Origin of the sequence: Prosthecobacter debontii (assembly GCF_900167535.1) — a bacterium.
Classification (GTDB): domain Bacteria; phylum Verrucomicrobiota; class Verrucomicrobiia; order Verrucomicrobiales; family Verrucomicrobiaceae; genus Prosthecobacter; species Prosthecobacter debontii.
In genome coordinates, this window is the sequence record NZ_FUYE01000011.1 from 1 (window position 1) to 20,914 (window position 20,914).

The 20,914-nt window shown below is 57.2% G+C and carries 15 protein-coding genes; 3 read left to right on the plus strand and 12 right to left on the minus strand.

Going from position 1 to position 20,914, the window contains the following annotated elements; all coding sequences use genetic code 11:
* Positions 1-281, plus strand: a 281-nt coding sequence (locus tag B5D61_RS15920) for a transposase (RefSeq protein WP_139373300.1), incomplete at its 5' end; no start/stop codon positions are given.
* A gap of 16 nt (positions 282-297) precedes the next feature.
* Here B5D61_RS15920 and B5D61_RS15925 read toward each other — a convergent pair.
* Positions 298-792 (minus strand): hypothetical protein, encoded by a 495-nt coding sequence (locus B5D61_RS15925; protein ID WP_139373301.1) that lies wholly within the window; start codon positions 790-792, stop codon positions 298-300.
* 271 nt (positions 793-1,063) lie between these two features.
* On the opposite strand from B5D61_RS15925, the gene B5D61_RS15930 reads away from it, so the two are divergent.
* Positions 1,064-1,435 (plus strand): cupin domain-containing protein, encoded by a 372-nt coding sequence (locus B5D61_RS15930; protein ID WP_078814409.1) that lies wholly within the window; start codon positions 1,064-1,066, stop codon positions 1,433-1,435.
* A gap of 260 nt (positions 1,436-1,695) precedes the next feature.
* On the opposite strand, the gene B5D61_RS15935 is transcribed toward B5D61_RS15930, so the two are convergent.
* The 5 genes from B5D61_RS15935 to B5D61_RS15955 form a co-directional block, all read right to left on the minus strand.
* Positions 1,696-2,292, minus strand: a complete 597-nt coding sequence (locus tag B5D61_RS15935; protein WP_078814410.1) for a hypothetical protein — start codon at positions 2,290-2,292, stop codon at positions 1,696-1,698.
* On the minus strand, positions 2,289-3,908 hold the full coding sequence (gene murJ / locus B5D61_RS15940; protein WP_078814411.1) for a murein biosynthesis integral membrane protein MurJ: 1,620 nt from the start codon (positions 3,906-3,908) through the stop codon (positions 2,289-2,291). Before murJ ends, B5D61_RS15935 begins: the two co-directional genes overlap by 4 nt.
* 66 nt (positions 3,909-3,974) lie before the next feature.
* Positions 3,975-5,501 (minus strand): sulfatase, encoded by a 1,527-nt coding sequence (locus B5D61_RS15945; RefSeq protein WP_217698999.1) that lies wholly within the window; start codon positions 5,499-5,501, stop codon positions 3,975-3,977.
* 91 nt (positions 5,502-5,592) lie between these two features.
* Positions 5,593-8,922: a serine/threonine-protein kinase gene (locus B5D61_RS15950; protein ID WP_139373302.1), complete on the minus strand. Its 3,330-nt coding sequence runs from the start codon at positions 8,920-8,922 to the stop codon at positions 5,593-5,595.
* Between the two features lie 93 nt (positions 8,923-9,015).
* Positions 9,016-10,926 (minus strand): CocE/NonD family hydrolase, encoded by a 1,911-nt coding sequence (locus tag B5D61_RS15955; RefSeq protein WP_217699000.1) that lies wholly within the window; start codon positions 10,924-10,926, stop codon positions 9,016-9,018.
* A 42-nt stretch (positions 10,927-10,968) separates the two neighbouring features.
* On the opposite strand from B5D61_RS15955, the gene B5D61_RS15960 reads away from it, so the two are divergent.
* Positions 10,969-12,375, plus strand: coding sequence for a sulfatase-like hydrolase/transferase (locus B5D61_RS15960; RefSeq protein WP_078814414.1), 1,407 nt, complete (start codon positions 10,969-10,971; stop codon positions 12,373-12,375).
* Positions 12,376-12,399: 24 nt separating this feature from the next.
* Here B5D61_RS15960 and B5D61_RS15965 read toward each other — a convergent pair whose 3' ends face one another.
* From B5D61_RS15965 to dnaE, 6 genes are all read right to left on the minus strand, one after another.
* Positions 12,400-13,539, minus strand: coding sequence for a purple acid phosphatase family protein (locus B5D61_RS15965; protein ID WP_078814415.1), 1,140 nt, complete (start codon positions 13,537-13,539; stop codon positions 12,400-12,402).
* Between the two features lie 47 nt (positions 13,540-13,586).
* A complete protein-coding gene (gene pyk, locus B5D61_RS15970) occupies positions 13,587-15,005 on the minus strand; it encodes a pyruvate kinase (protein WP_078814416.1) in 1,419 nt (472 codons plus the stop codon).
* Positions 15,006-15,228: 223 nt separating this feature from the next.
* Positions 15,229-15,900: a hypothetical protein gene (locus tag B5D61_RS15975; protein ID WP_078814417.1), complete on the minus strand. Its 672-nt coding sequence runs from the start codon at positions 15,898-15,900 to the stop codon at positions 15,229-15,231.
* Position 15,901: 1 nt separating this feature from the next.
* A complete protein-coding gene (locus B5D61_RS15980) occupies positions 15,902-16,879 on the minus strand; it encodes an AAA family ATPase (RefSeq protein WP_078814418.1) in 978 nt (325 codons plus the stop codon).
* Between the two features lie 128 nt (positions 16,880-17,007).
* Complete coding sequence (locus B5D61_RS15985; protein WP_176159473.1) at positions 17,008-17,205, minus strand: hypothetical protein; 198 nt, start codon at positions 17,203-17,205, stop codon at positions 17,008-17,010.
* Between the two features lie 97 nt (positions 17,206-17,302).
* Positions 17,303-20,899, minus strand: a complete 3,597-nt coding sequence (gene dnaE / locus B5D61_RS15990) for a DNA polymerase III subunit alpha (protein WP_078814419.1) — start codon at positions 20,897-20,899, stop codon at positions 17,303-17,305.
* Positions 20,900-20,914 lie beyond the last annotated feature (15 nt).

Sequence of the window (20,914 nt, forward strand, 5' to 3'; positions counted from 1 at the left end):
TGGCCTATGTGGATCAAGGTTACACAGGAGAGCAGCCCGCCGAAGCTGCCCAAACAGAGGGCATCAGGCTGGAAGTGGTGAAACTTCAAGAAGCCAAGAAGGGCTTTGTGTTACTGCCCAGGCGCTGGGTGGTAGAACGCTCATTTGCCTGGTCAGCGCGGTTCCGGCGTCTGGCAAGAGACTATGAACGGTTGACGACTTCCCTAGCAGGCATCCACTGGCTGGCCTTTGCCGTGCTGATGCTTAACTCCCTCTTCTCAAGAGTTCATAACACGCTCTAAACAATTAGCCTTGTTTTCATGGTTTGCGATATTGATATTTGGACATCTGTGGATCGCCGATCAACGTGCTATTGATGGCCGTTATTCCCGGCGAGAGAACTGTGCTGATAATCTGATTCCGGTCTCCATTCCTCTTTGCCTTGGAGATTAAATCTGTTTCATCAATAATAACCAAGCCTTCCTTGGCTGGCGGTCCATACGTCATGTCTCCATCAATGACGAATGTGTAGTATCCTGATGGGCTATAGCTGAAGTCGCCTCCTGTAAGGCTTATTTGCTCAACCTGGCGGCTATCTTTCTGGCTTTGCTGAATCGCGGAATCAACGGCATGATCACGCGCAGCATGGGCAAAAATAGACACAGACCTTCCACCATGCACGTTGTACGGACGGTATTCAGTTTGGAATGACAGTGTGTTGCCTGCCTGGGAAGTTACTTTGAAGCTCGATTGTGTCGCGCATGAACTTAGGCAAAAAATCGAATAAACAATAAGGGCAAATAAACGTGTCATACACCAAGCTCGATTATCCAAAACGTTCGAGATAAAAACAGCTTACCATAAAGGGTAAGTCGAGATCAGCCGATGTGTCAACCTCACAAGCCTTGATTAGCCCTAGAGCCAAAAACTCAGGGCCAATCTCTGGAATTTTCTTCAGAAACATGGCACACGAAAGATGCATCCCTTGACCTTGCCCTGAATAAGTCGGTCAAGGACACATCAGCCAAGAAACTACAGCTCAGTTTCCCCTTTGCACACAATTACCCCTGCGCCAGTCTCTTCCATGTCCCAAGTCGAATCCACCTCCGAGCCCCGTTACGCTGTCGCCCAGTTGGATGAGATCACGCCGACGCCTTGTCCCTGTGGGCAGGCGCGGCGGGCGTTTAAGGAGCCTTGGAACAATCTGGCGACGGTGCACCTGACGGACATCCATGCGGATGCGAAGCTGCACTATCACAAGAACATGACGGAGATCTACATCGTCCTTGAGGGCGAGGGGTATCTGGAACTGGATGGGGAGAAGATCCCGCTGAAGCCGATGACCAGTGTGATGATCCGCCCCGGCTGCGTGCATCGCGCGGTGGGGAATCTGCGCATCATCAATGTGCCCATGCCGCCCTTTGATCCGGCGGATGAGTTCGAGGTGGAAGGGTAGGGGAGAGCTGGGGAGTTTGCGGTTGTTTGCCGTGGTTGAACGATGGTTAGCGCTTGTTTTGAAGAACGGAACCCACCAACTTATTAAATCGACGGCTCCGAATGGTACGAAGGCATGATGGACTCCCCTGGCCGCACCCCCTCTCTTCGCGGCTTCGCCGCCATTTGAAGGCGGCGGACAAGAGTGTCCGCGCTGCTTCCATCCATTTCCTCGATGGGTTCCTGAATCACTTAGGATGTCGAATCCATCGCTGGTTAGGCTTAACGCCTCAGCCCCTGCACGCGGGATTGCAGATCTTCCAGCACGGGGGCGAGTTCCATCTTCGTTTTGAGTGGAGCGGCACGTAAAAACAGCACCGGGTCTTCAGACACCATCATGTCCATGAACTCACGATCTTGATCGGAGAGACGGTCGCCGTCGGGCGTGCGCCCACGCAAGTTCTTGAGGTCATTGCGCATGCGCATCACCAGTCGCTTGCGCTCCTCGGTGGGCAGGAGTTTGAGACCGCGATCCAGATTGTCCAGATGTGGGTCCACGGTGCGGTTCACATACTCCTTTTGTTCTTCCTCGGTAAGAGAGGTGAAGAATTTATCCAAGACCTCCTGCCCTTCTTCGCGGAGGCGACGGCGTTGAGACACATCCAGGCGATTCTGATTCGTGATCAAACGATCCAGATACAGATGCCGTGATTCATAGGTGCCTTCATCCCCATGCAGCCAAGGGGCTTCCTCCGCCAGAGCGATGACCTTTTCTGGCCACGAGACAAGAGGATCGGTCTGCTTCATGACGATGGCGACTCCACTCCAGATCAGGATCAGGAGTCCCCCTGCAATCAGCCAGACACGACGGCGTTTCATGCTTTGCGACGGAAGCGTTTGGTGAGAATGCCGAGGAACTCACCGGCTTCTTCCACCCGCAGCTTCTGAGTGACCAAGAAATAAACGCCGGCGGCGACAGCGATGGTGAGGCTAAGGGTGATGAACTGGGTGAGGAAATTCATTTCTGCCCAGTTGGCCAGAACGGTGTTCTGGGCACCGATGCAGACGGCTCCCATGAAGAGGATGCCCGTGCCGAGTTTCAGTAGGGCTTGCACGAGGGAGCGCGTTTCCAACCCGTGAGCAAACTTGCGCATGCACAGATACAGCGTGCTGAAGTTGACAGCCAAACCCAAAGCAGTCGCCCAGGAAAGGGCGGTGTGATCCCACTTCAACACAAACACCGTGGTGTAATTCAGTACCACATTCAGCACGATGATGCCGATGCTGATGAGCATGGGAACGAAACGTTTATCAATGGTGTAAAACGCGGGCTGCAAGACCTTGATGGCCGAGTAGAAAACCAATCCGAAAGCGTAAGCCTGAAGCGGACCGGCGGTCATTTTCACATCATAAGCGGTGAATTTGCCATGCTCAAAAAGGATGGAGATGATAGGCTCACCCAACAAAGAAAGGCCCACGGCACAAGGAAGCGTGAGGAAGAGCACCAACCGTAAGCCTTTGGCCAGAGCGCCGCGGAAGGCCGGGGTAATCCCCTCCGTAGCAAGACGGGAGAGCATCGGCAGGGTGACCGTGGCCACCGCAACCCCGAAAAGGCCTAACGGCAATTGCTGCAAGCGCTGCGCGTTAGCCAACCAGGCGAGAGAGGATTCCTTGCCTGGAGTGTAAGAAGCAAAGATGGAGTTCAGAAGCACGGTGATCTGGGTGCCGCTCGCCGCTAGCATGGACGGCCACATGAGATGCAGGACATCGCTAACACCCTTGTCCTTCCAGCCAAAATCGAGGCCGAAACGGAAGCCCACCTTCTTCAAGGACGGAAGCTGGATGGCGAGCTGCAAGACACCGCCAATCAGCGTGCCGATGGCGAAGCCGGTCAGACCTTTTTCCGTGATGTTCCCCGTCCGAAAACCGGGATCGATCACCCAGGCTAAAACCACACCGCCGACGATGCAGCCGAGGTTAAAGAAGGCCGAGGCTACCGCTGGAATGAAGAAGACTTTCTTCGAGTTCAACATCCCCATCACCAGAGCCGTCACCGAGACGATGGCGATGAAGGGATACATGATCTGTGCCAGCCACGTGCCGAGCACTTTCGCTTCCTCAGACAAACCCGGTGTGAGCAGACGAAACAGATAGGGTGCCAGCACAACGCCAGCGACCGCTACCATGCTCATGAAGCAGATGGAGAGGGACAGCATTTTGCGCCCGAGCACCCAAGCGGCTTCATCACCTTCATTTTTGATCTTCTTGGAGAAAGTGGTGACAAAAGCCGTCGAAAGCGCGCCTTCAGCGAAGAGATCGCGCAGCATGTTGGGCGTGCGGAAGGCGGCCGTGAAGATACCTGTAAAAGCGGAACCAAAGAGACCATTGAGAAGCTGATCTCTCACCAAGCCAAGAACCCGGCTGCACAGGATGGCGATGGATACGATGCCGGTGCTGCGTGCCTGGGCTCCGGTGTCTTTTTTCTCTTCACTCATATAAACAGATGCGGCGGCCACCTTGGAAGGGTGCCGCCACACGTGCAAAGACAATCCTGTGAAGACTTAGGGATCGGTCAAGTTGGGTGCCCACATGCCTTTTTCCTGCACAGGAGGTGTCACGCCATCAGCTGGATAGGTGGTCTTGACGATGCCCCCCAGTTGGGTGGACAGTTCGGCAACGGTGGCCGCGTGTTCGGGTTTGTCGGCCAAGTTGGTCAGTTCCTTGGGATCGGCGTCGTGGTCATACAGTTCCCGTCCAGCCTTTCCTTCGTCCCACTCGGTGTAGCGCCAGCGGAGGGTGCGCAGGCTATAGCCAAAGATCTTTTTGCCTTCACGACCGACCGCGGGGCTGGCTCCCTTTTTCTTGCCCGCGCCCGCGCCACCACGCATGACTTGGCTGATCACCCAGCCGCGGCCTTCCACCTTGGGGTCTTTGAGCATGGGAACCAAACTCTGTCCCTGAAGGTTCTCTGGAGCTTTGACTCCCGCCAACTCGGTGAGCGTTGGATAAAGGTCGATCAATCCCACGGGTGCCTGTGCCACCCCCCCCTTGGAAATGCCAGGGCCCGCCATGATCAAAGGAACGCGGGCGCTTTCTTCAAAGAGGCTCTGTTTCTGCCACAGGCCGTGCTCGCCCAAATGGTAGCCATGGTCACTGGTGAAGACGACGATGGTGTTCTCACTGAGACCCAGACGATCGAGGGCATCTAGCACCACCCCGGCCTGGGCATCCATGAAGCTGATGCTGGCATAATAAGCCTGGATGCACTCGCGGCGCAGATCATCCGTAAGCCTATCCTGCTCCTTCTTGTAGCTGCCGAGGCCTGGGGCGGGGATGTCGGCTTGATCTTCCTTCCACCCTTGCACCACCGGCATGTTTTCCCGGGGATAACCTTCGAAGTAGGTCTTGGGGGCGATGTAAGGGGTGTGCGGACGGAAGAAGCCAAGGGCCAGAAAGAAGGGGCGTGATTTGTCTTTCGCGCAGCGCTCCAGCACCCATTCCGCTTCATGAGCCATTTTGCCGTCGGTATGTTTCTCGTCAGGGTTGGAGGAGGCGAACCAGCTCAGCGTGCCGCCATAGCTGCCGGGGATTAGGCTGAAAGCTTGATCCATGTCTTCCATGCGATCCACCCCGGTGGGGTTGATTTCCATTTCCCAGGAACCGGGATCGTCATGACCGTTGGTGCCGATGGAGAGGGGCACATTGTAGTGATAGAGTTTGCCGATGCGCGCGGCAAAATAACCATCCAACCGAAAGGCCTGTGGCAGGCTTTTTTGACTCGGGATGGTCTGACGAAAGAGCTGGCCATTATTCAAGATGCCGTTGCTGTTCGGATACAAACCCGTGAGCATGGAATTGCGGCTGGGGCCACACAGGGGAAACTGGCAGGCGGCTTTCTCGAAGCGAACGCCACGAGCGGCGAGCTTATCCAGATTCGGCGTCTTCACCAAGGGATGACCGTAGGTGCCGAGGCTGTTATTGAGGTCATCGGCGATGATGAACAGCACGTTGGGTCGGCTGGCATCTGCAGCCATCAGAGAACCGGCGGCGAACACGCCGCAGGCAAGGAGTTGGAGGAGGGGACGCATGGACATCATGGTTGGAGAGGGTGAAACCGGCGCTGAAACGACCCGGAAGCTTTTATTCTCTCGACGGATTTCCTATCCAACCAGGAGGCACTCAGAACCCGGCGGTTAGATTACGGTAGCGCATGGCCTCAGCTTGGGCACTGGGGTCCTTCTTTTTCCCCAGCCCACCGACGTATTCAGAGAACGGTTCATCTTCCTGGGGACACAGAGAGCGCTGCTCGGGATCACTCAAAAGCCAGCGTGCCCAGCGGTAGGCGATGTCACTGTCATCAGGCGCTGCTTTGGGCACCTGGGCCAAAGCGTTGCGTGCCTCCATGAGGCTAACGTTCTGGGCCTTACCGGCTTCAGTGAGGCGGCGTCGAGCCAGTGCTTCAGCGAGGCTGAGGAACCAATCGGGCAGGGGCGAAGTTGGCACCAAGGGCATGGGGAGGGAAAACCAGCCTTGGTCTTGCATGAGATAAACCAGCTCCTGGCTGTCTGCGCTGATGTGGATGTCACGGATGCCCATCCCCTGGCGCAGGCCGGGAGTGAGGGCATCACCGGTATGAGAGTCCCAGACTCGGATTTCCCCTTCGTCCGTGACGGTGGCCAGATAACGGGCATCGGCGCTCAAGGCGAGGGCGTTGACAAACGAGTCATGACGGATGGAAATGCCTGTGGGCCGCCCGGTAGCAACATCCCAAAGCCGCACTTCTTGGTCTCGGCCTGAGGTGGCGGCGAGGCGACCATCTTCTGAGATGGCGACGGCACCCACCGCCGGAGGATGGACGAAGGTCGGTCCTAGAGGTTCATACTGAGCCTTGAGATCATAGACTGTGACGCGACCTTCGGCGTCTGCTGCAGCCAGGAGGCTGGAGGCACGGTTCCAACTGCGTGCGACCGCCTGCTTGATTGCATCGGGGGTATCTTCCCCGTCCATCGGGGTATCCAGGTAGGCTTCGTCTGGCCCAGCCAGATAGCGGCGGGTGGTCATGCGCTGATGCGTGCTCCAGACCTGCACGGCGGGTTCATGACGAGGGGCTACGATCAGCATGGAGCCGTCCGGAGAGACGCTGACCTGTGCGACACTGTGGCGAAGGCGGTGATGCACGCGTTCCCCGGTGACCGTGTTCCACACTTCCATCTCGCCGTGGCGTGAAACACTGGTCACGAGACCTTGTTCGAGAGCTTGTGAGGCGATGAGGATTTCCCCGTCGTGGGTTTGAGCCGGGGTGAGAGGCTGACCTTTCCGCAGGTCCCATGCGTGGAGGTAACCTCGCCCATCACCCACGGTAAGCACGCTGGCATCCCCATTCATGCTCAGACACGTGACCGAAGCAGGGTGCCCGAGAGGGGGCAGCAATTCGGTCTGCGTGCGGAAGTTCCCCACGTGGACGGTGCCGGAGTGAAGGCCGACCGCGATCATCTCGCGTTCCCGGTGGATGGCGAGAGCGGAGATGCCGTCACTGGTTTCAAAGGGGTCACCGATGGTTTTACCCGTGCTGAGGTCCCAGACGACGGCACTGCCTTTGACATCCGCGCTATCGACTTGCTGGGCCACGGCCACCAGAGTGCCCAGGTAATCCATGACGATGTGATTGACCGGAAGATCGGCAGATTTCAGAACCAGGGCTGGGCGCTTCAGTTGATTCATATCCCAAACCTGAATCGTGCCATTTTCACCCCCTACGGCGAGTGTCTGTCCATCGCCGGACAGTGCGAGACTGAGGACTGATTGGGGAAGCTTCGGTTGTAGAGCCAGGCTTGTGCCGTCGGCAAGCGATCGGATCTCCACCTGCCCATCGTCTAGAGCTAGGATGGCGTTTTTACCATCATGAGAAATGCTCAGGCAGGTGGCGATGACCCCTTTCGGCAACTCCTGGTCTCGGCGTTCATGGGTGGTGGTGTCCCAAATGCTGAGGATGGATTTCGAAGCATCGGCCGTTTTCACGCGAGAGATGGCGATGGCTCGATTCGATTGGCGGCTGAGGCCGACGAGGCGGGCTTCCTGGGCCCCCTCGGGGAGTGCCAACTCAGGGGTGGTGGGGTGTAGCAGGTGAACGTGTTGCAGCAGGCTGAGGAGATTGGTAGCCGCCAGGGTATTGGAGGGATCGGTGCGCAGCGCACGCGTGAGCCAAGCGACGGATTCCGTATAGTCCCGGCGTTCCGTGAGTTGCCGGGCCATCACTTCGTCGGAGCGGGAGTATTCCTTTTTGAGGTTCTGTCCGGCGTCTTCGGCGGCAATGCGATTCTTTTCGGCTTCGAAATAGAGTGCGGTGCTGGTGATGCCGCCTGAGAGGACGGCGAGGGCAATGGCGACACTCGCCGCCACACCAAACTGGTGACGACGCACGAACTTGCCGATGATGTAGGCACGGCTAGGAGGGAAGGCGCGCACAGGCTCATGCCGGAGAAAGCGTTTGAGATCGTCTCCCAGTTCATCGGCGCTGCCGTAGCGGCGGGCGGGGTCGCGTTCGAGGGCCTTGAGAATGATCCAGTCCAGATCGCCTTTCAGGGAAGGCTCACGCGAGCTCGGCCTGGGAGGATCGCGCTCCACCTGATCGCGCAGGATTTGGTGAAGGGGCTTCTGCGCCAAGTCCATGGGAGTGACCAGGGCCTTGCCAGTGAGCAGTTCCATCAGGATGGCGCCCAGGGCATACACATCGGAGCGGGTATCCACATGGGAACTGCCATGCTCGATTTGCTCCGGGCTGATGTAACCTGGGGTGCCCACGAGTTGATCCATGCCGGTGGCCAGGGTGACGCTGGCATCCTTTTGCTCGAGCACCTTAGCAATCCCGAAGTCAATGACCTTAGGCATGGGCTGCCCATTCTCCTCCATCACCATGACGTTGGACGGTTTCAGGTCACGGTGGATGATCCCTTTCTGGTGAGCGTGATTCACCGCCTGGCAGACCGGGATGAAGAGCTCCAGCCGCTGATTCAGCGTGAGATTCTTTTTGCTGGAGTAGCTGGTGATGGAGCGGCCGCGCACCAACTCCATGACGAAGTAGGGCTGACCGCGTTCAGTTTCACCCGCATCCAGCACGCGGGCGATGTTCGGGTGCTCCATCAGCGCCAGCGACTTACGCTCCGTCTCGAAGCGGGCGATCACCTGCTGGGTGTCCATACCCGCCTTGAGAATCTTCACTGCGACCAGTCGCTGGATGGGCTGCACCTGTTCGGCTTTGAAGACGAGGCCAAAGCCCCCCTCGCCCAGCTTCTCCAGAAGGCGGTAGCGGCCATCCAGCCAGCCGTCATTGTCCTTGAGCAGGTCTGCCGAACGCACCCCATTCCCACGAGTACGATTGGGGATGGTCTGGCTCATCGTCCCACGCACACTTTCGACGACGATGGTTTTATCGGATTCTTCTTCAAGTGAAGGCGTTACACCCACCCTGGGATCAGGGGGCTCCGGAGAGGATGTAAGCGGCTTGTTCACGGCAGGCAGAACAACTAAAGCGGGATTCTACAAGCATGCAGCGGACCCGCGTGCAAACGAAGTTATAAAAACATCTGACCCCATCATCCCCGCTCATTGACGAGGGATCAAGGGAAGAACGAGGCAAGAGGGATGATCGCGGTCAAGGTGCAGCGTATTGACGGCAGTCTCCACGCGGCGGTTGTCATTCAACGGTTCTCCGGTGTTGGGATTGACATCGAATCGTGGAAAATTGCTGCTGCTGATATCCACCCGGATGCGGTGACCCTTTTTGAAAACGTTGCTGGTGGGGTAAAGGCGGATGGTGATGGGATACACTTCACCGGGAGTCATGAGTTTCTCGGTTTTCAGAGATTCGCGGAAACGAGCACGGAGAATACCGTCCGTGACATTGAGGTCGAAGCCGCCGGGCCAATCCGCGCTGGCGGGGTAAACATCCACCAGCTTTGCGGTGAAGTCGGTATCCACGACACTGGAGGAGACCCAAAGTTTGGCCACGATCTCTCCGGTGACTTCCATATCTTCGGTGAGTGGTTCTGACTGAAAGACCAGGATGTCATTGCGAGCTGAGAGGGGCAGGGGTTTGGACCAGTTCCAGATGTGCGGGCCGCCCTTTTGATCCCAACCCCCTTGGAGCATGATGCCGTCTCCACTGGAGATGTTCCCACCGATGGTCGGCACGGGGTTCCGGGGATCGAAGATGTAGCTCGTGTGTGCCGTGGCTGCTGTGGGTTGGTCACGGCTGATCGCACCACCTTCCATGAGATAGAAATTCGTCCACAGGGTGCGCGCCAGGGGCCACTCCTGCTCGTCCCGCCAAGAGCCTCCATGTTTGAGAAGGCCCGCTTCGGTTTTACGGCCATCGCCTGTGCCCATGACGAAGAGACGCACAGGGGTGGCAAAGGGGGCGGTTTTACCGATGCTGTTGTCGAGGCCCTTCAGCCAATGGTCATACCACTCTTTGCGCCAGGCGAGTTCATCAGCCATGGCAGCCTCGGGGCCAAAATCCACTTGGCCGTGGCTGCTCTTGGCCTGGCCCCCGTGGATCCAGGGGCCCATGATCAGGTAAACAGGACTCTTCAGCGTCTTCGACAGTGCGGCGAAGTTTGCCGTCGTGTTGCCTGCCCAGGAGTCATACCAGCCCCCGACGAGGTAAACCGGGATGTCTTTGTAGCTAGCCGTGTTTTCCAAGATGTTGTTCTGGGTCCAGAACGCATCGTTGGCACCATGCTTCATGGCATCGATCAGCCAGCTCTCGTATTCAGGAGCGAGCTTCAGCGGGGTGGTGCCAGCCCGAAGAGGCAAATGGGCTAGGTAATCGAAACGTTGATCCACCATCTCTTTCAGTACGGCGGCCGTGGCGGGATCTTGGGAGGCGGCGCTGCCTTTGGCGGAATTCAGCATGATCCAGTTCCAGAAACGCATCTCGAAAGCACCTGCGTTGCGCATGGACTGCACACCGCAGTTGGAGACCGCATCCACGGGGATCACGGTGGCCAGCTCAGGGGCGCCCTCCAGAGCCATGGCATGCTGGGTGCCGCCGACGTAGGACGTCCCGATCATTCCGATCTTGCCATTGCTCCAAGGCTGCTGGCCGATCCACTTCGCGCAGTCCACCCCATCGCGTCCATCATCGGTCATCCAGTGCCAAGTGCCTTCGCTGGCGTAGCGGCCACGGCAGTCCTGGGCGACGAAAACATAACCTGCCTTTGCGTAATAGAGGCCCAGCTTTTTGGCACCGTCTTTGTTGTAAGGCAGACGCGTGAGGATGACGGGATAGGCCCCTGGCTGCTCGATGCCTTCCTTGGCAGGTAAGTAGATATCCGTGGCAAGCTTTACCCCATCTCGCATGTTCACCATGACATTGGTTTTCACCGCCACATCCGCCTCTTGGGCGACTGCAGCGCAGGTGAGGGTGAAGAGAGCTGCAAGGGAGAGATACCGAAACGTCATGAAGAGAATCAACGCTGGATAAGGAAGCACTTTTGTGGAGAAAGCGGTCATCGAATGGAAAGTATCAGAGCCGGTGATTAGTTAGCTTACCTCATGAGATTGAGATGGGGACGCAGCCTGAGCCTCTTATTCCTGGTCAGCACTCTCCATGCTGCACCCGATATTCTGTTCATCGTTACAGATGATCAAAGGCCTGACACGCTGCATGCCTTGGGTAACGAAACGATTCACACACCGAACCTGGATCGCTTAGCGGCTCACGGCACAGCTTTCACACGGGCCTATGCGGGCTATCCCATCTGTCATGTCAGCCGGGCCGAGATGCTGACAGGCTGCACGCCCTTCCGGGCCTGTCAGCAGTATCCGTCAGGAGTAATCAATCCTGCCTTGAAGACGATGGCGCAGACTTTCCGAGAGGCTGGGTATCACACGTGGTATTCCGGGAAGTGGCACAATGATGGTCACCCCAAACAACGGGGTTATACTGGCACACGTGGGCTTTACACCAGTGGCGGGGCTATGGGGCTGCCCGAACCCACCGTGGATGAGAGAGGCCATCCGCGCACTGGGTATCGCGGCTGGACCTTCAAGGATGAGGAGGGGAAACCAGAGCTGGATAAAGGCGTCGGCTTAGACCCTGATAACAGCCGCCACATCGCCGAGGGAGCCCTTCAGGCCATCCACGATACACCCTCAGGAGAGTCCATGTTTTTGCATGTGAACTTCGCCTTTCCTCATGATCCGCGCCAATGGCCGACGGATGAAACCCACCGCTATGATCCGGCGAAGCTGAATCTGCCGCGTAATTTTGCGCCCGTGCATCCCTTCGATCATGGCAATCTTCAAGGCAGAGATGAACTGCTGCTGCCCACACCTCGGGATGCTGAGGCGGTGAAAAGGGAACTGGCCATCTACTATGCCATGATCAGTGACGTGGATGCCCAGATCGGCCGCATCATGGGTGCGCTTCAGGAGGTAGGTCGAAAAGATCTCATCGTGGTCTTCACCAGCGATCAAGGACTTGCTCTAGGGAGCCATGGTTTATTGGGCAAACAAAACCAGTATGAGCACAGCATTCGTTCACCGCTTGTGATCTCAGGGCCGGGGTTGCCCGAGGGGCAGAGAAGTGAGGCGCTGGTGGCCTTACGAGATCTCTTTCCCACGCTGTGTGAACTCACCTCGATTCCGATTCCAGCGACCGTTCAAGGGCTGAGTTTGGTGCCTCTTTTGAAAAAGGAAGTGTCTCAGGTGCATAAGTTTGTCACCGGTGCTTTCACCAATACGCAGCGGATGATCTGTGACGGGCGCTGGAAGTTCATCAGCTATCCGCAAGCGAAGCGAAAACAGCTCTTTGATTTGGATGCCGATCCCGATGAGATGCACGATCTCAGTGAACAATCTGAGCACCAGGAGCGAATCACCTCCTTGGAGAAGACATTGCAAAATTGGTTACGCGAACAGGGTGATCCCTTGCTGGTCAGCCCGGGTGCTAAGCGATAACGACAAAGCAGAGGTGGTGAAGGCTCAAGGCTTCACGCGTTTTTCAATGTGAGTGGTATCGAGCACTTCGCCTTTCAGGTTCTTGAATTGAATCGTCACGGGCTGCCCACGGCGGAGAGTCAGTAGCAGGTAGTTGTCTTGCTGGGCAAAGAACTTCGAGCGTGGGTCCTTGTAGGGGCTGCCATCGCCTTTCAGGCAGGTGTTGTAATAGGGGAGGCCGCTTTTGAGCTCGGCCCGATCCGCAAAGTAACCGAACCCGGAGATGAGGGCACTGCCCTTGGAAAACCACTCGTGCCAGAGTCCCTTGGTCTGACTCTCGACCGCCGTCTGCTTTTCATTGATGAGCGTGAAGACAAACCCTTGCGAGCTTTGGCCCATCAGATCGCGATACCAGAGAAACTGCTCCGACTGGGCATCAAAGGGATGGCAGGTCTGCCAAGTGCTGCCGAAGTCACTGATGTGCTGAAGATCGAGGGCGATGAAACGGATATCGAACTCGGGCAGATCCAAGTGCCACTTCCATTCATCACCGGGCAAAGCAAAGAACTCACGGTAAGCTTGGGCCTCGACGTCATAGACCGGGTGTTCAGGAGGCTTGGGACCCCGTGGAGTGATCTCACGATCATGATTGCCCAGGATCGGCATGAACGGAATGGAGCGGAACAAAGCGGGCTGACTGGCGATCAAAGCACTGAAGGCCTTCATGCCCTCGCGACCCTTTTCATGCAAGCTGGCGACATTGTCTCCTGCACTGATGATGAGATGCGGATCATCCTTCATCAAGGCACTGAAATCCGTGACCTTCGAATAACCCCAATCGCCGACAATGACGATGCGGAGCTCGTCTTTGGGGTAACCTTTGAAGGAATGAATGGCCGAGGTCTCCTCACCCGAGCGCACACGGTAATGGTAGCGCCCTCCTGGGCTAGCGAGCGGGATTTCCACATGATGGAGCGTGACCTTTTCATCCCGATGTACCTTCGTGCCCAAAGCTTCTGAAGCGCCGAACTCCACGGTGGAATCACTGGGAGTTTCGGTCTCCCAGTTAACGACAAGTTGGTTAGGCGTTTCAAAGGCGTGACTCAGCCAGAGACGCTCAATGGGTGCCGCCTGAAGGCTGGCGACAGAAAGGGTGAGGGCGAGAACCGCAGAAAGACGAATCATGGCAGGCGCAAAGATACGCCGCCTGACCCGTCTTTCTGTGAGGAGAATCAGCCGTCGCGCAGGAGGATGGCATCGACGTTGACGCCGTCGTAGAGGGCATCACTGAGGATCACAAGAGGGTCACCCGCCTTGATGTGTCCTAGGCTGCGCAGGGTTTCGATGGCATCTCGGATCGCCTTCTCAGGATTGCCTTCATCGAAAGATAAAACGAAGGGCTGTACCCCGCGCGCGGTCACCAAGGTGCGGCTGACGTGCAGGTTGGGCGTGAAGGCGAAGATCGGGGCGTATTCGGGCCGCTGATGCGCGAGAAGATGCGCCATTACCCCACGCAGCGTGAAGACCAGGAGCTTAGAACCCGGGATGCTATTGGCCAGCAGGATGGCAGCCTTGACAGTTTTATGCTTGTTCGTTTTCAGCGGAGCATCACTGGCGAAGCGGCCGGAGGGATACTTCTGCTCGATCCGACGGATGACGGTATCCAGCACTTCGACACACTTGTCAGGATAGCGGCCCACGCTGGTCTCGCCGCTGAGCATCACGCAGTCCACCTGCTCGATCACGGCATTGAAGATATCCGTCACCTCGGCGCGGGTGGGCACGGGGTTTTCGATCATGCTTTCCAGCATCTGGGTCGCCACGATGACCTTGCGACCGTGATAGGAGCAGCGCTCGACGATTTGCCGTTGAATCAGCGGTAGGTCTTCAATGGGGCATTCACTGCCGAGGTCACCACGAGCCACCATGATGCCACCGCTGGCCTCCACGAGGGTGTCGATGTTGTTGAGCGCCTGCTGGTTTTCGATCTTGGCGATGACCCGGGCTTTACTGCCTTTCTGCTCCAGCAGCAGTTGCAGGTGCTGAATGTGCGCCGGTTCACGGGCGAAGCTGAGGGCGAAATAGTCCACGCCGAGATCCACCCCGAGGTCGAGATCGGCGTAATCCTTCTGCGTGAGTGGCGGCAGGCGCACGGGCACGCCGGGCAGGTTGATGTGACGGCGGGATTTCATCTCGCCCTTGGTCAGCACGGTGCCGATGACGCGCTTTTCGCTCACTTCCGTGGCTTTGATCTGAATCATGCCGCCATCCACCATGATGATGTCACCAATCTTCAGATCCTTGCCCAAATCGGGATAATTGACGGTGACGGAAAGCGGGACCGTTGGGGAGAGGTCGGGTTTGCAGCGAAACTCCACCCAATCACCCACTTGGAGCTGCCACGGTTGTTCGACATCACCCGTGCGGATGCTCGGCCCGGTGAGGTCCATCAGCACAGCGATTTCTTTGGAACCCTTGGCAGCGGCCTCACGGATACGACCGTAAACCATGCGCACCCAGTCATGGGAGGCGTGGCTCATGTTGAGACGGAAAATGTCGGCCCCTTTTTCGATGAGGCTGTTGATAACTTCAGCGGACTCGGTGGCAGGCCCGAGCGTGCAAAGGATCTTGGTCTTGCGCATGTGCGGCATGGTCGGAGCGGGGACGGGGGGATTCAAGCGGCAATCCCGTCAAGGAAGCATGAGGCAGGCCATGCCGGGTGAGGATGTGCTCAAGAAGATGTTGCTATTACGACACCCCAATACACGCGGCAGCGTCCCGGAGTGCGGTGGGAAGCGATAGCGCCACACCGCTTTTGCGTAAGTTCCGATGATGATGAGCGAACGGGCTTGAGCGGAGGCTGGGCTCGGAGGCCTATTCCACTTCTTTCCAACCCTGTAAGTCTTCAAGGAAAAGCGCCAAACTTCGAGACACAGCCGCCGCCGGATCAAGATCGGCTTCCGCAGCCGTCCAGAAAAGCTCGTCTAAGCTCATGTCTCGTGACTTCGCTTCGGCATCGCGGAGGTCTTTGAGTTGTGGCGGCGGTTTCGTCCCATAATAGCGCTGCGCTAGCGGACTTGAAGCCTCACTGTAGGGAGGTAAATCCTCCGCTTCGTCGGGTTTGAGCAAGGTCACCACCCAACTCTCGATCATTTCCACAGGGACCGCTAAAGCCACGTCAATGGGCCATTGAGAACGATCCTGTCCCAGAGCACTTTCTACCATCGCGACCAACTGCGGATAACGTGGCTGCTTGTTCAGGTCGAACTTGGGTAAAGGTCGAGGGTAAGTATTGCCGCCTGGATGACCGGGAGCACGATCATTATCCACGGCGATGATTACAGCGACCTCCTGCTTGGACTGCCAATGCCTGACACGGTTGATCAACAGCTTGGAGGCCGCCAAGGCGGTTTTCCAATTGGAACCATGCCGGACACGAAACTCTTGATCGCTTTGAAAATCCTGTCCTGTGACACGCTCAGCAAGGCGTTCATAGAACATCTCATCCAGTTCGCCTTCGCAGAGGATGTAGAGGTGCTTCGCCATATCACTTTTCTGGACGGCGAGTAATCTTGGCTGGCACACCCCCGACAAGGCCAGAGAACCACAGATTGCCAAGGGGCATGTCATCAGGATCGACCGAATCGTAATCCAAGCCTTCCAGACGATCTGCGAGGGTGCTCAGTGTGCTCGCTCCATCCTTCTTCTCCACGATGATGACGGCGTCCTTATCGTCTTTGAAACAGTCCACGAGATAAGGGTTATGCGTCGTCGCGAGGATGTTGATGTCATGTCGCTCGGCGATGTCCTTCATCAAAGGAGCCATGTATTCGAACAGGCGTGGATGCAGACCGCGATCAATGTCTTCCAGCAAGATGATCGGGGGGGGCTCCTCTTGATGTATGATGGTGAGAATGCAGAGGATGAGCCGAGTGCCTTCGGAGAGCTCAGTGGCTGGCAGAAGTTCCTTGAGCGATTTCTCTCTTACCTGAATTTGTTTTTTACCTTTTTCGACAGTGCGAAGGCTCAGCTTTTCGACCTCGGGCACATACCATTTAAAGTTTGCCTCCACTAAATCGAATAAATCTTCTCGATCTCCACTTTTCAGGGATTCAAGAACCTGTACGGTCCCCTGTCCGTCAGCTTTAACAGTGGAAGAGTCAATCACGTCTTCAATGCCGCTGACACTACCGGGATGAATGTTATAAACCCAAACTGGTTCGGATGCCCTAATGAAGTCGCCGGATTTTTTATCATCCGTAGTGCAGCGAACTAATTTGTCGTCAAACCAACCTTGGATAGTTGTTTTCTCAAGCTGATAATTGACGTGCTTTTCAAGCGGGATGGGATCAGCGCTCACAAAATCTCTCTCAAAAGGCGTATGATTGCGGAAAGCCAATTGTAAGGCTCTCAGCAAATTACTCTTCCCCGATCCATTCGCTCCCACCACCAACGAAAAGGGCCGTAACTTCACCTCGGCGTCCACAAACGAGCGGTAGTTTTGGATTCGGATGCGAGTGATCATGAGAAAAGGCTACCGTCATCGCCGGAGCCTTGCAAGGCCCGACACACGCGGCAGCGTCCCAGAGGGCGGTGGGAAGTGATAGTGCCACTCAACCTTGCTCCATGGGCTCACCGCGCGGCTCCAGGGGCTCACTGCATGGCTCCGCGGGCACCCGGCACTGCTCGGCGAGCACCCGGCACTGCTCCACGGGCACCCGGCACTGCTCCGCGGGCACCCGGCACTGCTCCACGGGCACCCGGCACTGCTCCACGGGCACCCGGCACTGCTCCACGGGCACCCGGCATTGCTCCACGGGCACCCGGCATTGCTCCGCGGGCACCCGGCATGATGCCGCCTGAGACTGAAGGGGGGTTTATTGAGACTGGAGCGAGTCAATTAGCGCAAAATGCAATGATTGGCTGCTCTCAAGGCTTCGACGCCTGCCTACAGCCAAATCATGAGCTGCTGCACGAGATCCTTGGTCTGAGTCACACGGAAGTCATCGCCAGCCTGGAGGCGCACTTTGCTGCCGCCGTTGTAACTGAACTCGAAGATGACGGGCAGTTCGCCGGGGAACTTCACCAGCACCTCGTGGATTCGCTCCAGGTCGATCTGGCTGTGCTTGCGGCAGTCCAGACGGAGCACGAGCGGTTTCGGTGGCGGAGGTGGAGCGGCGGGTTTGGGGGCTGGGGGCTCGCTTCCGGCTTCACCCGCTTTGGGATCCCGGGCTTTTTTGGGCTGGAGCGGCTTGATGCTGCTGAGGGCAAAGCGGTTTCCTTCCGTGCGCTGGTCCTTCATGCAGCGGCAGCGGATCTCGAGCACGTTGCCGACCACCAAGAGCTCCTTGTGCTTTTCGTAGTCATCACTCCAGGCCATCATCTCGATCTGGCCGGTGAAGTCTTCAAAGGTGAAGGTGGCAAAGGGGCGATTGTCCTTCTTGGAGTATTTCACCTCCAGGGTGTTGATGATGCCCGCGATGGTGACCGTCTGCGGTTTGGCACTGGTGTCCACCTCCTCCAACGCGATGATGCGGGTCAGCTTATTGGATTCGAAGTGACCGCGATAGCTGTCGAGTGGGTGACCACTGACGTAGAAGCCGAGCAGTTCCTTTTCATACCCCAGGGTCTCTTCCAGCGTCCAGGGAGTGACCTTGACTTCGACTGTCGATTTTTTCTTCGGCGGGGCCATGGCGAAGTCATCGAAGAGACCGCCCTGACCCGCCTTTTTGTCCTTCTGCATCAGGGCTGCGGAAGCGAGCACCTGATCGAGCCGCGCGAACATGGAGGCACGATCCTCCTTGGTGAAGTCAAAGGCCCCGGCACGCACCAGGGACTCCATGATCTTCTTGTTCACGGACTTGGTGTCGAGGCGGGAGCAGAAGTCTTCGAGGCTTTTGTAAGGGCCATTTTTCCGCCGTTCTTCCACGGCTGTGTTCATGGCGCCTTCACCGACGTTCTTGATGGCTCCGAGGCCGAAACGGATGGCGTTCGGCGCATCGGTGGTGGGATCGGCGTCCTTCGTGCGCTCGGGTGAGAAGGCCATCTCGGACTTGTTCACGTCCGGCGGCAGGATGACGATGCCCATGCGCTGGCACTCGCTGACGAAGTTGGCAATCTTGTCTGTGTTGCTGACTTCGAGGCTGAGCACGCCCGTCATGAATTCGACCGGGAAATTGGCTTTCAAGTAAGCCGTGCGGTAAGTCACGATCCCGTAAGCTGCGGAGTGGGACTTGTTGAAACCGTATTGGGCGAACTTTTCCAGCAAGTCGAAGATCTCGTTCGCCAGCTTCGGGGCGATGCCGTTGGTCTTCTGACAGCCATCCACGAAGACGAGACGCTGACGAGCCATCTCCTGGGCATCCTTTTTACCCATGGCTCGACGCAGCAAGTCAGCCTGACCGAGGGTGAACCCAGCGAGCAAGTTCGCCGCCTGCTGCACCTGTTCCTGGTAAACCAGAATCCCGTAGGTTTCTTTGGAGATCTTCTCCAGCAGCGGGTGCGGATACTCCACCTGCTCCAGGCCCTTTTTACGGGCAATGAAGTCGGGAATGAACTGCATCGGCCCTGGACGATACAGGGCCAGAATAGCGATAATCTCCTCGATCTTATCGGGCCCCAGCTGCTTGCAGGTATTGACCATGCCGCCGGATTCCATCTGGAACACAGCGACCGTCTCGCCTCGTTGCAGCATTTCGAAGGTTTTCACATCGTCCAACGGAGCGTTGGAGGTGTTGTAATCCGGGAACCGCTTCTTCACCCAATACTCGGCCTCGTGAATGACGGTCAGGGTTTTCAAACCCAGGAAGTCCATCTTCAACATACCCAGCTCAGTGAGCGGCTTCATGGCGAACTGGGAAACGATTTCCTCTTCGTTGCCACGTGTCAGCGCGATGAAGTCATACAGCGGGCGATCCCCGATAACGACGCCGGCGGCGTGGATACCGGTGCCGCGGGTGATGCCCTCCAGGAAGGTGGCGTGCTTCCAAAGTTCCTGGGCGTTGCTGTCGGTATCGAGGTAGTTCTTCAGCTCGGGGTTTTTCTCGACCGCATCCTTGAGCGTGATGTTCAGCTCGGTGGGGATCATCTTGGAGAGGCGATCCGCATCGCCATAACTCCAGCCGAGCACACGGCCCACGTCACGAATCACGGATTTGGCGCCCATGGTGCCAAAGGTGATGATGTGGCTGACGCTCAACTCACCATACTTCTCGCGCACATACTGAATGACTTCGGGACGGCGGGTCTGGCAGAAGTCGATATCGATATCGGGAGGGCTGACGCGTTCCGGGTTGAGGAAACGTTCGAAAACCAGCTCAAAGCGCAGCGGGTCAATGTCGGTGATGCCGAGGACGAAGGCGACCACCGAACCGGCCGCCGAACCACGTCCCGGTCCCACGGGGATGCCGTGCTCACGCGCCCAATTGATGAAGTCCCAGACGATGAGGAAGTAACTGGTGAAGTTCTTTTCCGCCAGCAAGGCCAGCTCATAGTCCAGACGCTTGCGCAGGACCTCGTCATTGAGTGCACGGTCGCGTCCATAGCGGCGGATCAAGCCCTCCTCACAGAGGTGACGCAGATAGGCCACACGGTCCGGCCAATTGCCCGCCACGTCCCCCATCGGATACTGCGGGTAGCGGTCGATGCTGGTGGAGTCGAGCCGGATGTTGATGTTGCACTTCTCGGCAATCTCCAGGGTGGCGTCACAGGCCTCGGGAAATTCAGAGAACAGGGCGCGCATCTCCGCTGGGCTTTTGAAATAGACCTCGGGGGAGTAGGTGATGCGGTTCTGGTCATGCACGTTGGCTCCCGTGCCGATGCAGATCATGATGTCGTGGCTCTCATGGGCATCTCGATCCATGAAATGCACGTCATTGGTGGCCACGGTTTTTAGCCCGTAGCTTTTGCTCCACTTCAGAAGCTGCTCCGTGACGGTGCGCTGCTGCTCCATGCCATGGTTTTGCAGCTCCAGATAAAAGTTATCGGGCCCGAAGATCTCCACGAATTCACGCAGGCTCTTCTCTGCTTCTGCCGGGCGATCCGTCAGCAGCAGTTGATTGATCTCACCATTGATACAGCCACTCAGGCAGATGAGTCCCTTGCTATGCTTGCGCAGCAGGTCCTTATCGAGGCGGGGATTGTACCATTGGCCGTAGAGATGCGCCTCGGTGACGATGCGGGAGAGGTTTTCGTAGCCCTCGTTGCTGGAGGCCAGCAGGGTCAGGTGCGAAGCGCGTTTGCGGCCCTGCACTTCCTTTTTTTCGTGCATGGAGCCGGGGGCCAGATAGACCTCACAGCCGATGATGGGCTTCACGACCTTCGCCAAATCTTCAGGGCTGGGTTCTTCGCCTTTTTTGACCTTCGGCTTGGTCTTCAGAGCCGACATGTAAAGGTCAATGGCTCCATACAGATTGCCATGGTCCGTGATCGCCACGGCTGGCATCTGATACTTTTGCGCCCGCTTGACTAGATCCCCGATGCGGCAAGCGCCGTCGAGCAATGAGTAATCAGAGTGGACATGGAGGTGGACAAAGGAATCTGCCATTGGCCCACTCAACCT

Bases quoted from the DNA above. Each gene is read 5' to 3' on its own strand.
- B5D61_RS15925 (WP_139373301.1), bottom strand. From the start codon at position 792: ATGACACGTTTATTTGCCCTTATTGTTTATTCGATTTTTTGCCTAAGT.
- B5D61_RS15930 (WP_078814409.1), top strand. From the start codon at position 1,064: ATGTCCCAAGTCGAATCCACCTCCGAGCCCCGTTACGCTGTCGCCCAG.
- B5D61_RS15935 (WP_078814410.1), bottom strand. From the start codon at position 2,292: ATGAAACGCCGTCGTGTCTGGCTGATTGCAGGGGGACTCCTGATCCTG.
- murJ (WP_078814411.1), bottom strand. From the start codon at position 3,908: ATGAGTGAAGAGAAAAAAGACACCGGAGCCCAGGCACGCAGCACCGGC.
- B5D61_RS15945 (WP_217698999.1), bottom strand. From the start codon at position 5,501: ATGCGTCCCCTCCTCCAACTCCTTGCCTGCGGCGTGTTCGCCGCCGGT.
- B5D61_RS15955 (WP_217699000.1), bottom strand. From the start codon at position 10,926: ATGACCGCTTTCTCCACAAAAGTGCTTCCTTATCCAGCGTTGATTCTC.
- B5D61_RS15960 (WP_078814414.1), top strand. From the start codon at position 10,969: ATGAGATTGAGATGGGGACGCAGCCTGAGCCTCTTATTCCTGGTCAGC.
- B5D61_RS15965 (WP_078814415.1), bottom strand. From the start codon at position 13,539: ATGATTCGTCTTTCTGCGGTTCTCGCCCTCACCCTTTCTGTCGCCAGC.
- pyk (WP_078814416.1), bottom strand. From the start codon at position 15,005: ATGCCGCACATGCGCAAGACCAAGATCCTTTGCACGCTCGGGCCTGCC.
- B5D61_RS15975 (WP_078814417.1), bottom strand. From the start codon at position 15,900: ATGGCGAAGCACCTCTACATCCTCTGCGAAGGCGAACTGGATGAGATG.
- B5D61_RS15980 (WP_078814418.1), bottom strand. From the start codon at position 16,879: ATGATCACTCGCATCCGAATCCAAAACTACCGCTCGTTTGTGGACGCC.
- B5D61_RS15985 (WP_176159473.1), bottom strand. From the start codon at position 17,205: ATGCCGGGTGCCCGCGGAGCAATGCCGGGTGCCCGTGGAGCAATGCCG.
- dnaE (WP_078814419.1), bottom strand. From the start codon at position 20,899: ATGGCAGATTCCTTTGTCCACCTCCATGTCCACTCTGATTACTCATTG.